Genomic DNA, 14360 nt, shown 5'->3' with positions numbered 1-14360 from the left:
CGACGCGCGGGGCCGCGACGCGCGGGGCCGCTGCCCGCGACGCGCAGCGCGCGGCGCGGCTCAGGTGACCGCGCCGGCGGTCTTCAGCTCGATGATCCGCTCCCAGTCCAGCCCCAACTCCAGGAGGATCTCCTCGGTCTGCGCGGCGAAGTCCGGCGCCGGGCCCAGCTCGGGCGCCTGCACGTCGAACTGGACCGGGCTGGAGACCAGCTCCAGGTCGCCGGCGGACAGCAGGTACTCGTTGGCCCGGATCTGCGGGTCGCCGCTGACCTGCAGCGAATCCTGCACCGGCGCCCACGGGCCGGACAGTGTGCCCAGGCGCTCGGTCCACTCCGCGAGGGTGCGCGCGGCGAAGGCCTCCCGCAGGATCTCCACCGCCTCCGCCGTGTGCGCGGCGATCTGCTCCGCGGAGGAGAACCGCGGGTCGTCGGCGAGCTCCGGCCGGTCGATGTGGTGCACGACGTCCGCCCAGTACCGGCCCGGCTGGAGCATGACCAGCGAAAGGTACCGGCCGTCGGCGGTGCGGTACAGCCCGGAGAGCGGGTTGGTCGGCGAGCCGTGCGCACCGGTCTTCGGGGCCTGCAGCGCCTCGTCCAGCAGCATGGACAGGGAGATCGTCTGGCCCATCGCCCACAGCCCGCTGCCCAGCAGGGAGACGTCCACGACCGACGGCTCCCCGGTGCGCTCACGCCGGAACAGCGCCGCGGCGATGCCTCCGGCGAGGTTCGTGCCCGAGATCGTGTCACCGTAGGCCGGGCCGGGCGGCGGCGTGATGCCCTCCTGGCCGAGCGGGGTGATGCTGGCCGCCGACGAGGCCCGCGACCAGAAGGCCGTCATGTCGAAGCCGCCCTTGTCCGACTCCGGGCCGCGCGGCCCCAGGGCGCTGCCCCGGGCGTAGATGACCTTCGGGTTCAGCTTCCGGATGTCCTCGACGTCGATGCCGAGCTTCTGGCGCGAGCGGGGCAGGAAGCTGGTGAGGAAGACGTCCGCGCGGCGGACCAGCTCGTCGAGGATCTCCTTGCCCTCGGGCCGGGACATGTCGAGGCCGAGGCTGCGCTTGCCGCGGTTGGCGTGCCAGATGTTCGGGTTCGGCCCGTCGCCGACCTTCAGGTTGCCGGTCTGCTTCAGGCCCCGCTGCGGGTCGCCGGTCACCGCGTGCTCGATCTTGATGACCTCGGCGCCCCAGTCCGCGAGCACACCGCCCGCGGACGGCACGAAGCCGTACATCGCCACTTCGAGAACCCTGACTCCGTCGAGCGGCTTCATGCGGCACCCTTCGCGATCGCGCTGCTGTCCACGAGCTCACGGGCCCGTGAGCTCCGGAGCCCGTGAACTCCCGAGCTCACGGGCTCACGGGCTCACAGCCTCACGAGGTCCGAAAGTTACATTCTCGCGAAGTGGAAATCAACCGCCGACCTGCGGAGAACCCTAGGAGCCGAGGCTGCTCGCGACGATCTGCGGCAGGTCCACCGAGGTGCGGATCCCGGGCGTCGCAGCGCACACGATCGGCACCGCGTTGACCGCCCGGTTGGCGGTGTAGGCCGGCGAGATCGCCGCCATCTGCTCCAGCGGGAACGGGAAGCGCAGCGAGATGTCGAGCGGGGCGTCGCCCTCGATGTCGATGTGCCAGCCGGTGCCACGCAGGTCCCACGCGGGTTCGAGGTCACGGGTGCAGTACCAGTTCGCCCGGAAGCTCATGACCTCCCGGCCGCCGCGGAACCCGACGACCGTCAGCCGCTGGGCGGCCACCGTCCCGGGCTCCAGGGTGCCCGCGGCGATGTGCACCGGGCGCGGCGAGGTGGCGACCTCGCCGGACGCCTCCAGCGTGTCCAGCGGCATCCCCAGCGTCTCGGCGATCAGCAGCAGCGAAGGCCCGAAGCTGATCCGGCCGTGGGTGAGCCGCGCCTCGTCCACCGCCGCCGGCGGCTGCCCGAAGCCCATGACGTCGAACAGCAGCCCCGGCGAGTCACGCCGGGACAGGTCCGCGAACTCCTGGATGGCGAGCCGGTCCAGCCGGCGCTGGATCGACGACAGCACCAGCGGCACGGCCTCGGTGATGAACCCCGGGCTGCTGCCGGTGCTGTGCACCGACGTTCCGCCCTGCTCGCAGGCCTCCTCCACCCGCTTGCGGATCTCGGGATCCATGCCGGCCGGCCGGTGGAACTCGCCGCGGGTCGTCACGATGTTCGCGCCCGAGGCGAGGATGCGGCACACCTCGTCGGCGTCGAAGTAGCGCGGCATGTACAGGACGCAGTCCGCACCCAGTGCGAGGATCTGCTCGGCGTCACTCGTCGCGACGACGCCGGTCGCGCCCACACCGCACAGGTCGCCGGCGTCGCGGCCGGCCTTCTCGGCGCCGTGGACGAAGACACCGGCAAGCTCCAGCTCCGGGTGCGCGATCACCTCGCGCAACGCGTAGGTGCCTATGTTCCCGGTGGCCCACTGAACGACGCGCAACTTCCCCACGTGTGTCTTCCCCTCGTCGGGATCGAATCATCGCGTTCGGGTCAGCCTGGGTGGATCACCGCGGAAGCGATCGCCTGGTGCGGACATCGCGTGCGACCGGCCGCGACCGTCGGCCGCGGGGCTCGCCCGCCGAACTGCGGCGGGCCTGCCAGCAGAGGGCGGAAATCCACCCGATTCACAGGACCCGTGTGCTGCGTGCCACAGCCTAGGCGGATCTTGACACGATCGTCAATATTGAGCCTTTTCGCCACCCCCGAGCCCGTCACATCCCGAGCTTCGGGCCGCCACAGCCGCGACTGTCGCCGAGCAAGAAGTGAGGATTCTGGCTGCTGGAACAAGCGAGATCCTCACTTCTTGTCGATCGCCAGGTGACTCTGCGCCCCGTTTGCCCCTGTTGGTGTGAACTGCTGGCGTGCGCGCAGGCGCGGCATCCCCGACAGCTCGCTGTACGGCGGGTCGGCACGGACCGCCAGTCCAATAGCGGTGACCCCGGACCCCCACTTCTCGCGATCTTGCTGCACCGTCCCCCACTGGAGGAAACCATGCTGCTCGACGGAACATCGGCCCTGGTCACCGGCGGGGCGTCCGGCCTGGGCCTCGGCACCGCACGGGTGCTGCTGGACCGTGGCGCGGCCGTCACGATCGTCGACGTGGCGACCTCGCCCGGCCGGGACGTCGCCGCCGAGCTCGGCGTGCGCTTCGTGGCCGCGGACATCACCGACACCGACCAGTTCGACGCGGCGCTCGACGCCGCCGCGGCCGACGGCCCGCTGCGCGGGGTCGTGCACTGCGCCGGGCGTGGTGGTGACCGGCTGCGGGTGCTGGACCGGGCGGGCAATCCCGGCGCCCTCGACAGCTACGCCGAGATCATCAGGATCAACCTGGTCGGCACGTACAACGTGGTGCGTCTGGCCGCGGCGCGGATGGCCCGCAACGCCGAGCTCCTCGACGGCGACCGCGGCGCGATCGTGCTGACCGCGTCGGTCGCCGCCTTCGAGGGCCAGATCGGCCAGGCCGCCTACGCGAGCGCGAAGGCCGGGGTGCGCGGGCTGACCATCGTCGCCGCCCGGGACCTCGCCAGCTGGGCGATCCGGGTGAACACGATCGCGCCTGGCGTGTTCGAGACCCCGATGCTCGGCCGGCTGCGCGACGACATCCGCGACGGTCTGGCCGCCGGCGTCCCGCACCCGAAACGCCTGGGCACACCGGCCGACTTCGGCCGCCTCGCCGCCGACCTGCTGGAGAACGGCTATCTCAACGGCGAGGTCATCCGGCTCGACGGTGCGCTGCGGATGGCGCCCCGCTGACCTCCCCCGGGCGTGGCTGGCCTCTGCGGCGATGACATGAGAGTGTCATCACAGATGTGGCGGTCAGGTTCGATACGGGCGAGTGGCACCCGGGCCAGGGCGTCGGCCGGCGCTGCGCCGATGCCGCCGGCCCGCCTCCCGGCGCCGATCTCCGGTCGGCGGACCTGGTCGGATGCTCATTTCCAAGATCATAAACCGAGCCTGCCGGCCGCCGCGCCCGCAGGCATCGGAGACGCTGGACTGCGGCACGCGACGCTGGTATCGACGTCGATGTTAAATTTTTCTCAGGCGGCCGGACCCCCGGCCTTCCCATACGCAGGAGGACGGTCGTGACCTCGGTGATGCAGGGCGTCCGAATTCTCGAGGTCGCCGAGCACACATTCGTTCCCGCGGCCTCGGCCCTGCTCGCCGACCTCGGTGCCGACGTCATCAAGATCGAGCACGTCGAGCGCGGCGACGCCATGCGGGCCCTGGCCTCCTCGGGTATCGCGGTAGTCCCCAAGGACGTCCACGTCCTGCTCGAGCACTCCAACCGCGGCAAGCGCAGCCTCGGGCTCGACCTCACCTCCGAGGCGGGCCGCGACATTCTGTACCGCATCGCCGCGACGGCGGACGTCTTCCTCACCAACAAGCTGCCGAGCGTGCGCACCAAGCTGCACATCGACGTGGACGAGATCCGCGCCCACAATCCGAAGATCATCTACGTGCGGGGCACCGGCCAGGGCGAGCACGGCCCGGAGGCCGACCGCGGCTCGTACGACTCGCTGGCGTTCTGGGCCCGCTCCGGCGTCGCGACCGGCATCATGCGCCCCGAGTACGGCCACGTGCCCGTCCCGCCGGCGCCCGGCTTCGGCGACTCCATCGGCGCGATGACGATCGCCGGCGGCATCATGGGCGCGCTGTTCCACCGGGAGCGCACCGGTGAGGCCTCGACCGTGGACGTCTCCCTGCTCGGCACGGCGATGTGGTCGATGGGGCAGGCCATGGCGCTGTCGCTGCTGCTCGGCGTCCCGTGGACCCCGCCGCCGGGCGACCAGCAGCGGATGAACCCGCTCACCGGCAACTACCTGACCGCCGACGGGCGCTGGCTGGCCTTCACCTGCCTGCAGGCCGGCCGGTACTGGGCGCCCATGTGCGACGTCATCGAGCGCCCGGAGCTCGCCACCGATCCCCGCTTCGCCGACCACGCGAGCCTGATGACGAACAGCGCCGAGGCGATCGCGATCCTGACCGAGACGTTCGCGGCGCGGCCGCTCGCCGAGTGGCGGGAGCGGCTGGAGAACTTCGTCGGTCAGTGGACCGTCGTCCAGGACACCCTCGAGGCCGCCGTGGACGTCCAGACGGTCGCCAACGGCTACGTCCAGGAATGCACGACCGCGGCCGGGGTCCCCTTCCAGCTGACGACCGTGCCGGTGCAGTACGACGACAAGCCGGCCGCGCCGAAGCGGGCGCCGCTGTTCAACGAGCACGGCGACGAGATCCTCGCCGAACTGGGCCTGGACGACGAAGCGGTGCTGGACCTCAAGATCCGCGGCGTCGTCGCGTAGCACCCACCTCAAAGAAGAGCAGGAGAACAAGACATGACGTTGTTTGACGCCTTCCGGTTCGACGGCAAGCGGGTCGTGGTCGTCGGTGGCGCGACGGGCATGGGCGCCGCCACCGCCGAGCTGGCGCTGTCCGCCGGCGCGGAGGTCGTGGTCCTCGACTACGCCCCCGTGAAGCTGGAGGGCGTGCAGGCCATCCAGGTCAACCTCGCCGACGCCGCCTCCATCGACGCCGCTCTCGCGCAGCTCGAGGGCCCCGTCCACGCGCTGGCCTCGGCCGCCGGTGTCGCCGACGGCACCCCGGGCATCGAGCGGATCAACTTCATCGGCCACCGCTACCTGATCGACAAGCTGATCGACTCAGGGCAGCTGGCCGCCGGCTCCGCGATCGGCTTCATCTCCTCGGCCGCGGGCCTGGGCTGGGAGGCCAACCTCGAGTCGCTGAAGGAGTTCATCGCCATCACCGACTTCGACGAGGCCACCAAGTGGGCCGTCGAGAACAACAAGGCCGACTACATGAACACCAAGCAGGCGGTCTGCGCGTACGTCGCCACCCAGGCGATGCCCCTGCTCAAGAAGGGCATCCGCATCAACGCGATCTGCCCCGGCCCGACCGACACCCCGCTCGCCCAGGAGAACAAGGAGATGTGGCTGGGCTTCGGCGCCGACTACCGGGCCGAGGTCGGCATCGAGGCCGCGACCTCGCTGGAGCAGGCCTACCCGCTGCTGTTCCTGATCAGCTCCGCCGCCTCCGCGATCAACGGCATCACGCTGGTGACCGACGCCGGCTACTTCTCCGCCGGCCTCACCGAGGTCTACCCGGCCGCGACCCCGATCGTGAAGTTCCTCTCCGGCCGCTTCTAGTAGTTTGGCCGTAGCCGGTCAGTACTGAGCCTTTTCCATCGTCGACGCGGACTCGTGACATACCTGACCGTGGACCGTGCGATGGAAAAGGCCCAATGCCCTCCTCGGAACGGAACGGATGACGACGACGAGCAGTGACGGCCGGCGCCAGGACGGCCACATTCTGCGTGAACTCGGATTCGAGACCAGCCGGGTCGGCGACGAGATACATGGGTCCGCGGCGGTCGTACCGGAAATGTTCGTGCCCGGAACGTCCAGCGTCCGGACGTCGATTCTGGCGACCTGGACCGATGTCGTCGCGGGTTACCTGGTGCTGGAGTTTCTGGCGCCGCGGGTGCCGGTCACGCTCGATCTCGACATCCACGTCCACGAGCCGCCCCGCGAGCTCGAACGGATCAGCGCGGTCGGCCGGCTGGTGAAGAAAGGCCGTTCGGTGGCGGTGATCGACGTCGACCTGACCGGGTCGGACGGGCGCAGCCTCGCCGTCGGCGTGGCGTCGTTCATGGCGGCGCCGGATCCGTCCGTGCTCATGCCACCGGAGCTCACCGACGCGATGGACCTGCCGGTGGCGCTCCCCCACCAGCGGCTGAGCATGCCCTTCGCCCGCCGGGCCCGGTGCGAGGTCCCCCGTCCCGGCGTCGCGCGGCTGCCCCGCTCCGAGGACGCGCTCAACGCGGCCCAGACGGTCAACGGCGGACTCATCGCGCTGGCCGTCGAGGAGGCCGCGCTCTCCCTCGCTCCCGGGGCCACCCTCTCCCTGCTGGCGCTGCGCTATCTGCGGCCGGTCCGCACCGGGCCCGCCGTGGCCACGGCCACCGCGCAGGCAGGCCTGGGCCGGGTGGAGGTGCGCGACGCCGGCGACGGCGACAGGCTGTCCGTGTACGCCACCACCCGGACGTTTCCGGCAGCGCCGCCCGGCTGACCCACCCGGGCCACCCGAGCCGCCCTGGCCACCGGACCGCCCGACCCGCCCGGACCGCCCGACCCGCCCGGACCACCACGCCAGCGACACGACCAAGGAGCCCTCCGATGCGCCCGCTTCCCGAGATCACCCCCGCCACCGAGTGGTTCTGGAAGTCGGGGGCCGACGGAAAGCTGCGCATCCAGGGCTGCGACGACTGCGGCCAGCTCGTGCACCCCCCGGTCCCCATCTGCCCGCGGTGCCGCAGCCGGGCCCACACACCCACCGAGGTCTCCGGACGGGCGACGGTCGTCGGGTTCACCGTGAACGTGCAGCCGTGGACGCCCGCGATCACGCCGCCCTACGTGGTCGCGAACGTGGCGCTGGTGGAGGACGCGAGCGTCCGGCTGACCACGAACATCACCGGGTGCGAGCCGGCGGACGTGCACATCGGGCAGGAGGTCGCCGTCCGCTTCGAGCAGCACGAGGACGTCTGGCTGGCGATGTTCGAGCCGACCGGCGGCACGGACCCGACCGACCGGGTCGGCGAGCCCGATCTGCCCGCCCCGCGCGCGCCGCTGAGTGACCACCGCTTCGAGCACCGGGCGGTGCTCTCCGGCATCGGCCGGTCGCGGATCGGGCGCCGGCTGATGGTCGACCCGCTCGAGCTCACGGTCGACGCCTGCCTGAAGGCGGTCGCCGACGCGGGCCTGACCCTCGACGACATCGACGGCCTGTCCACCTACCCCGGCGCGGTCGGCATGGGCATGAGCGAGGGCGGGGTGACCGCCGTCGAGGAGGCGCTGCGGCTGCACCCCACCTGGACGAACGGCGGCGGTGACCTGCCCGGCCCGGGAGGCTCGGTCATCGCCGCGATGCTGGCGGTCGCCTCGGGCCTGTGCCGGCATGTGCTGTGCTTCCGGACGGTGTGGGAGTCGACCTACCGGACCCTGGGCCTGGGCGGGGGCGGTGGGGGCGGCCGGCTGTCGAACGCGACCTCGCTGTGGCGCGCGCCGTTCGGGGCGCTGTCCGCGGCGAACTGGATCGCCATGAACGCCAACCAGTACTTCCACCGCTACGGCGCCGACCGGGAGATGCTCGCCGCGATCGCCCTCAACGGCCGGGCCGGCGCGGCGCTCAACCCGAACGCGATCTACCGCGACCCGCTGACCCTCGACGACTACATGTCGGCGCGGATGGTCACGACGCCGTTCGGCCTCTACGACTGTGACGTGCCGTGCGACGCGTCCATCGCCGTCGTCGTCTCCGACGCCTCCGTCGCGGGGGACCTGCCGAAGCCGGCGATCCGGGTCGAGGCCGTCGGCACGCAGATCCTCGAGCGGGTCTCCTGGGAGCAGGGCGTCATCACCCACGAGCCGCAGGTGCTCGGCCAGGCCGCCCACCTGTGGACGAGGACCGACCTGCGCCCCTCCGACGTCGACCTGGCGCTGGTCTACGACGGCTTCACCTTCAACGCGATCTCCTGGATCGAGGGCCTCGGGTTCTGCGGTTTCGGCGAGGCACAGGACTGGCTGGACAAGGGCCGGCGGATCGCGATCGACGGCGAACTGCCGCTCAACCCGCACGGCGGCCAGCTTTCCGAGGGCCGCACCCACGGCTACGGCTTCTTCTACGAGGCGGTCACCCAGTTGCGCCATGAAGCCGGTGAGCGCCAGGTGGCGAATGCCCGGACGGCGGTGGTCACCTCCGGTGGCGGCACACCGTCCGGCGTGTTGCTGCTACAGCGCGACGGTTCCTGAAAACCCGTCCCAGGGCGGTGCCACGAATGCCGGCCCGGCGGCGCGGAATGCACGGGGATTACCGGCTCGTTGCCGAGTCCCGTCGCGCCTTGCCGCCGCCGGATCGCCCCGTTGGCCCGGCCAATCAGCGGCGCCCATTCTGTGTCATAGTGGTGTCATGAGTGAGGAAATCAGCTGGAGCCCCTACGATAAAGTGCTTCATCTGGCGCCCTACGATGTGTGGCGTCGACTTCGCGATGAGGCACCGGTCTACCGAAACGACGACCTGGATTTCTTCGCGTTGTCGCGGCACGCCGACGTCGAGGCCGCCAGCCGGGAGCCGCTGCTCTACAGCTCGGCCTACGGCACGGTCCTGGAGATCATGTCATCGGAGCCACTGGGCACCGGCCACATGATCTTCATTGACCCGCCGAAGCACACCGAGCTGCGGACGCTGGTCTCCCGGGCCTTCACGCCGCGGCGGATCTCCGCGCTCGAGACGTCCATCCGGCAGCTGTGCGCGGAGATGCTCGACCCGCAGATCGGCGGCGACGGCTTCGACTACGTGCAGGACTTCGCCGCGCAGCTGCCGTCCAAGGTCATCTCCGAGCTGATCGGTGTCGACCCCGCCGACCGCGAGGACATCCGCAAGCTGATCGACCAGACCTTCCACCAGGAGGAAGGTCAGGGCATGGTCAACGACGTGTCGTTCGCCGCCCAGATCAAGATCCACGAGTATCTGACCAACATGCTGGACGAGCGTCGCAAGAACCCGCGCGACGACATGATGACCAGCCTGGTCCAGGCGGAGATCGTCAACGAGAACGGCACCCGGCGGCTGACCAACCAGGAGTGCGCCGACTTCACGAACCTGCTCGTCAGCGCGGGCACCGAGACCGTCGCCCGGCTACTCGGCTGGGCCGGCTCCGTCCTGGCCGACCACCCGGACCAGCGGGCCGAGCTCGCGGCCGACTCGTCGCTGCTCGGTGGCGCGATCGAGGAGCTGCTGCGCTACGAGTCGCCGTCCCCCGTCCAGGCCCGGATGCTCACCGAGGACGTCGAGCTGCACGGCGTGCAGATGCCGGCGAAGTCCAGGGTTCTGCTGATCACCGGCTCGGCCGGGCGTGACGAGCGCAAGTACCCCGACGCCGACAAGTTCGACATCCACCGCCGGTTCGACAGCCATGTCTCCTTCGGCCTCGGGACGCACTACTGCCTGGGCGCCTCGCTGGCCCGTCTCGAAGGGCGGATCGGCCTGGAGGAGACGCTCAAGCGCTTTCCGGAGTGGAGCGTCGACCGCGAGCGGTCGGTGCGCTCGCACACCAGCACCGTCAGGGGCTACGAGCAGCTCCACTTCGTTCTCGGCTGACCTCTCCCCCCACGCACGCGGGCCCGGCCGGCTTCGACACCCCCGAAGCCGGCCGGTCATCCACCGCTCGCCGACGGGTGGATGCCCGCGGCCAGGTTCCTGAGGCCGAGAAGGAACGGAACAAACTCGGCAGATCATTCTTCGACCGGCACGCGAATTCCGATAACCAGCGCCGGACCTTCGCGCGCTACCGTCTTCTTGCAGCAAGTTCATGATTGTGTCGTAGGGCGTCCCGGCTGATGCCCACACTGAGGGCGAGAAGGGCGAGGACGACGATAATTCAGAAACTCTCGCCTGCCATCTCGCCCTTGATCGCGCCAGGTTCTTCGATGGTCTCCTCGGGGTAGATCCCGATCCGGGTCACGCAGCTCAGCACGAGGAGCTGGTGGCCCGGTGGTTCTCACGCCATCGAAATGGGAACCTACACTGATGCTTGAGACAGCCCGGCTGGTGCTGCGGCCGCTGCGGGTGGCCGATGCCGACCTTCTCGTGGCCCTGCACGCGGACGAGCGGGTGAGCCGGTTCGTGGGAGCGCACACGCGGGCGCAGGTCTTGGCGCGACTGGCAGCCGTCGAACGGCAATGGGCCGAACGTGGCCATGGGCTGTTCGCCGCGCGTGGGGCTTCCGAACCCTCGACGAGGACTACTTCACGGCGATGATCGACCCGGGCAACACGCCGTCCATCCGCGTCGCGGAACGGCTGGGATTCACCTCGACCCGAGACGACATCCTGTTCGGGAGGCCTGTCAGGGTCCACACCTTGGAAAGGCCGCCCGGCACCGGGTAGGCGTCGGGGTCGTCGGCATAGCCGATCCGGAGGATCACGAGTTCTGCCCCGTCGAACACTCGACCGCTCCGGCGCCCTCGTTCTCGGCCCCACCGCGCCGCCGCAGCCCGTGGACGTCGGCAGCCAGGTCCGCCGAAAAGGCACGGTGAGGCCCACCGCTCAGAAGGCCGGCAGCACCTCGCCCTTCGGCCACTTCGAGGTGATGAACGTACGGACCTCCGCGGAGTGCAGCAGCTGGTCGAGTTTGACCAGCCCGGGGTCATCGAGGTCCTCGGCCCGGACCGCCACGAAGTTCGCGTAGGGGTTGTTCTCGCCGGATTCGAGCAGCAGGGAGTCGGTGACCGGGTTCAGACCGCCTTCGAGCGCGTAGTTGCCGTTGATGATGGCGAGGTCGAAGTCCTGCAGGCTGCGCGGGAGCTGCTCGGGGTCGGTCTCGACGAACTTCAGCTTCTTGGGATTGTCCGCCACGTCGAGAATGGTCGGGTCCTCGTCGCCGGTGTCGTCCAGGGTGATCAAGTCGGCTTCGACCAGCAGGTCCAGCGCGCGGGCCTGGTTGGACGGGTCGTTGGTGACGCCGATCCGGCCTCCCTCCGGCAGGTCGGCGATGTCGTCGATCGAGTCGGAGTACGCCGCGTACGGCTCGATGTGGACACCGGGGAAGTGGTCGAACTTGTAGCCCCGTTCGGCCACCTGGGCCTCGAAGTAGGGCAGGTGCTGGAAGTAGTTCGCGTCGAGATCGCCCTCGGAGAGCGCGACGTTCGGCTGGATGTAGTCGGTGTACTCAACGATGTCGAGTTTCAGCCCGGCCTTGGCTGCCAGCTCGTCCTGTACAAACTGGAGGATCTCCGCGTGCGGCGTCGGGCTCGCACCTATCCTGATCGTCTGAATACCGGAACCGCCGCCCGCGCCGTCGTCATCGTCGGAGTCACCGCAGGCACCGAGGGCGACAACCATCGAAAGAACGGAGACGGCGATCGGCAGGAGTCTTCTGCGCACGTGGTTTCCTTCCGTTGTTGCTCGCCCGGGCGGGCGGAACGGGAACAGATCGCGGTGGTGCACGGTGGCTAACGATGGTCCAGCCGCCGGGCAGCGAAATCCCCGGCCAGCTGGATGATCTGGACGATGGCGACGAGAACGATGACCGTCACCACCATCACGTCGGTCTGGAACCGGTTGTAGCCATAGCTGACAGCGAGGTATCCGAGCCCGCCGCCGCCCACCGAACCGGCCATCGCGGAATACGACACGATGGTCACGATGGTCGTGGTGAAACCGGCGACAATGCCCGGCAGCGCCTCGGGTACGAGAACCTTCACCACCACCTGCGACCGGGAGGCGCCCATCACCACCACGGCCTCGACGGTGTTCGGATCGACCTCCCGCGCGGCGCTCTCGACAAGGCGGGCGAAGAAGGGTGACGCGCCGAGCGTCAGCGGCACGACCGCCGCCTCGGGGCCGATGTTCGTCCCGACGACGAACCGGGTGAACGGAATGACCGCGATCAACAGGATCAGGAACGGCAGCGACCGGCCGACGTTGACGACCAGTCCGAGCGCCCGGTGGGCGAGGGCCGAAGGCCAGAGCCCCCCGGGCGAGCTCGCGTGCAGCAGCAGGCCGAGCGGAAGTCCGAGAAGCAGGGTGAACAACGAGCTGAAGCCGACCATCTGGATGGTCTCCAGGGTCGCGTCGGGCAGGCGCTCGCTGAGCACCCGGTTGTCGAACACCTCGAACACGCCGCTCGCCCCGACACTCATCGCTCGCCGCCTCCCCCTCCCCCGCCAGCGCCCTCCGATTCATCCGCCTTCGTCTTGTTCGCCTCATCCGCCTCGCCCATCCCGTCGACTTCGTCTTTTTTGTCACTGTTTGGGATGATCTCGACAGCGAGCCCTCGAGCACGCAGGAACGTGATCGCGTCGGGGACTGACACCGTCGGCGGGAGGCCGATCCGCATCCGTCCGAACCGCTGGGCGCCGTAGGCCTCCACGGCGCCGCCGAGGATCGCCACGTCGGCGTCCAGGTGCCGCACCAGCTGGGCGAAGGCGAGGCTGGCCCAGTTCTCGCCACCGCCGTCCGGGCTCGGGCCGGCGAACGACATCTCCAGCAGCGCGAGCGGCCCCGACCGGTCGGGCGGGAGGATCGGCAGCAGGTCGCGGGCCAGCCGCGAACCCGGCCGGGTGAGCACCGTCGCCAGATCCCCCTGCTCCGCTACCCGGCCGTCCTGCAGCAGTGTCACGCTGTCGCACACCTCCCTGACCACTGAGAGTTCGTGGGTGATGAGAAGGACGGTCACACCGAGGCGATCCCGGACGTCCTTGATCAGGCGGAGGATCTGCCGGGTCGTCGTGCCGTCCAGCGCGGACGTCGGCTCATCGCACAGCAGCACCGCGGGATCGCTGGCCAGCGCCCGCGCGATGCCCACCCGCTGGCGCTGGCCGCCGGAGAGCTGCGCCGGATATGCCCTGGCGCGGTCGGCGAGGCCGACCAGCTCCAGCAGCTCTGCCGTGCGGGCCCGGCGGGCCGCCCGGCGCACGCCCGCCAGCTCCAGCGGAAACGCCACATTCGCCGCCGCCGACCGGTTGGCCAGCAGGTCCACATGCTGGAAGACCATGCCGATCCGGCGCCGGGCCCGGCGGCGCTCGGCCTCACCGAGCGCGGTCAGATCCCGCCCGTCGATACGCACCGACCCCGAGGTCGGACGTTCGACGGCTGTCAGGCAGCGGACCAGCGTGCTCTTACCCGCGCCGCTGCGGCCGACGACACCATGGATCCGCCCCACGGCGACATGCAGGTCGATGCCGTCAAGCGCCACGACCTCACCGGAACGGGTGCGATAGACCTTGCGGAGACCCTCTACAGAGATCACGGAAATCCTGACCGTGCCCGGGATCCGGGCCTCGTGCCGTCAGCCGGGTGTCAGTGCGCGAGCCCTGCCCGACGACACAGCGCGCTGCTGGCGCGGCGCAGGTCGATGGCGAGACGTCGGGCGAATCCCCAGTTTCTCGACACAAAAGATAGTCTTTCCCTCACATCCGCTGACGTCAAGTACCCGCGAACCCACCGGTCGTGACGGTCAGGGACGCCGCAGCCAGGTCAGGCCGACCTTGGTCGACCTGACCCGCACGACCTGTTCGAGCCGCCCTACGAGGACGACGGTGCCCGGGTCCACTCCGAGTCCGCGGCCAAGAACGCGATCGTCGTCGGGGCGAGCGAGAACGACCGGCCCGAGTTCCGACCGACCTACGGGGCGTACTGGGCGCAGGTGGTCTGGCCGGAGGTCCCAGCCGGCGACGTCGAGGTCGCCGTCACCGCGTTCCGGATCACCATGGACGCCCAGCCGTACGCCTACGCCTGGCGAGCCTCCTGAACCGGGACCCTCGCCGCC

13 protein-coding genes are annotated in these 14360 nt (G+C 70.1%); 7 read left to right on the top strand and 6 right to left on the bottom strand.

From position 1 onward, the window contains the following. Positions 1-60: 60 nt before the first annotated feature. Positions 61-1266, bottom strand: coding sequence for a CaiB/BaiF CoA-transferase family protein (locus FREUN1FDRAFT_RS24580; protein WP_006542942.1), 1206 nt, complete (start codon positions 1264-1266; stop codon positions 61-63). A gap of 162 nt (positions 1267-1428) precedes the next feature. Beyond that, positions 1429-2466 carry a dihydrodipicolinate reductase gene (locus FREUN1FDRAFT_RS24575; protein WP_006542941.1) on the bottom strand — a complete coding sequence of 346 codons (1038 nt, stop codon included), beginning with the start codon at positions 2464-2466 and terminating at the stop codon, positions 1429-1431. A 542-nt stretch (positions 2467-3008) separates the two neighbouring features. On the opposite strand from FREUN1FDRAFT_RS24575, the gene FREUN1FDRAFT_RS24570 reads away from it, so the two are divergent. The 7 genes from FREUN1FDRAFT_RS24570 to FREUN1FDRAFT_RS46700 all read left to right on the top strand — a co-directional run bounded on the left by FREUN1FDRAFT_RS24570 (position 3009) and on the right by FREUN1FDRAFT_RS46700 (position 10850). Continuing rightward, positions 3009-3773: an SDR family NAD(P)-dependent oxidoreductase gene (locus FREUN1FDRAFT_RS24570; protein WP_006542940.1), complete on the top strand. Its 765-nt coding sequence runs from the start codon at positions 3009-3011 to the stop codon at positions 3771-3773. Positions 3774-4102: 329 nt separating this feature from the next. After that, complete coding sequence (locus FREUN1FDRAFT_RS24565; protein WP_006542939.1) at positions 4103-5320, top strand: CaiB/BaiF CoA-transferase family protein; 1218 nt, start codon at positions 4103-4105, stop codon at positions 5318-5320. Positions 5321-5353: 33 nt separating this feature from the next. Beyond that, entirely contained in the window at positions 5354-6181 is an 828-nt protein-coding gene (locus tag FREUN1FDRAFT_RS24560; protein WP_006542938.1) for an SDR family oxidoreductase, read from the top strand. Positions 6182-6299: 118 nt separating this feature from the next. Continuing rightward, on the top strand, positions 6300-7103 hold the full coding sequence (locus FREUN1FDRAFT_RS24555) for a hotdog domain-containing protein (RefSeq protein ID WP_006542937.1): 804 nt from the start codon (positions 6300-6302) through the stop codon (positions 7101-7103). A 107-nt stretch (positions 7104-7210) separates the two neighbouring features. After that, complete coding sequence (locus FREUN1FDRAFT_RS24550) at positions 7211-8842, top strand: OB-fold domain-containing protein (protein ID WP_006542936.1); 1632 nt, start codon at positions 7211-7213, stop codon at positions 8840-8842. A gap of 157 nt (positions 8843-8999) precedes the next feature. Then, complete coding sequence (locus tag FREUN1FDRAFT_RS24545) at positions 9000-10190, top strand: cytochrome P450 (RefSeq protein WP_006542935.1); 1191 nt, start codon at positions 9000-9002, stop codon at positions 10188-10190. Positions 10191-10619: 429 nt separating this feature from the next. Next, on the top strand, positions 10620-10850 hold the full coding sequence (locus tag FREUN1FDRAFT_RS46700) for a GNAT family N-acetyltransferase (RefSeq protein WP_006542934.1): 231 nt from the start codon (positions 10620-10622) through the stop codon (positions 10848-10850). Here FREUN1FDRAFT_RS46700 and FREUN1FDRAFT_RS46695 read toward each other — a convergent pair. The 4 genes from FREUN1FDRAFT_RS46695 to FREUN1FDRAFT_RS24525 form a co-directional block, all read right to left on the bottom strand. Next, positions 10834-11037: a hypothetical protein gene (locus FREUN1FDRAFT_RS46695; RefSeq protein ID WP_006542933.1), complete on the bottom strand. Its 204-nt coding sequence runs from the start codon at positions 11035-11037 to the stop codon at positions 10834-10836. The genes FREUN1FDRAFT_RS46700 and FREUN1FDRAFT_RS46695 overlap by 17 nt on opposite strands. Positions 11038-11137: 100 nt before the next feature. Beyond that, complete coding sequence (locus FREUN1FDRAFT_RS24535; protein ID WP_006542932.1) at positions 11138-11974, bottom strand: MetQ/NlpA family ABC transporter substrate-binding protein; 837 nt, start codon at positions 11972-11974, stop codon at positions 11138-11140. 68 nt (positions 11975-12042) lie between these two features. Next, positions 12043-12732 carry a methionine ABC transporter permease gene (locus FREUN1FDRAFT_RS24530; RefSeq protein WP_006542931.1) on the bottom strand — a complete coding sequence of 230 codons (690 nt, stop codon included), beginning with the start codon at positions 12730-12732 and terminating at the stop codon, positions 12043-12045. Then, positions 12729-13841, bottom strand: coding sequence for a methionine ABC transporter ATP-binding protein (locus FREUN1FDRAFT_RS24525; RefSeq protein ID WP_006542930.1), 1113 nt, complete (start codon positions 13839-13841; stop codon positions 12729-12731). Before FREUN1FDRAFT_RS24525 ends, FREUN1FDRAFT_RS24530 begins: the two co-directional genes overlap by 4 nt. Between the last annotated feature and the right edge of the window lie 519 nt (positions 13842-14360).

It is taken from the genome of Parafrankia sp. EUN1f (assembly GCF_000177675.1).
Classification (GTDB): Bacteria; Actinomycetota; Actinomycetes; order Frankiales; family Frankiaceae; genus Parafrankia.
The sequence above is the reverse complement of the archived record's forward strand: the minus strand, read 5'-3'. Positions and strand labels throughout refer to the sequence as shown.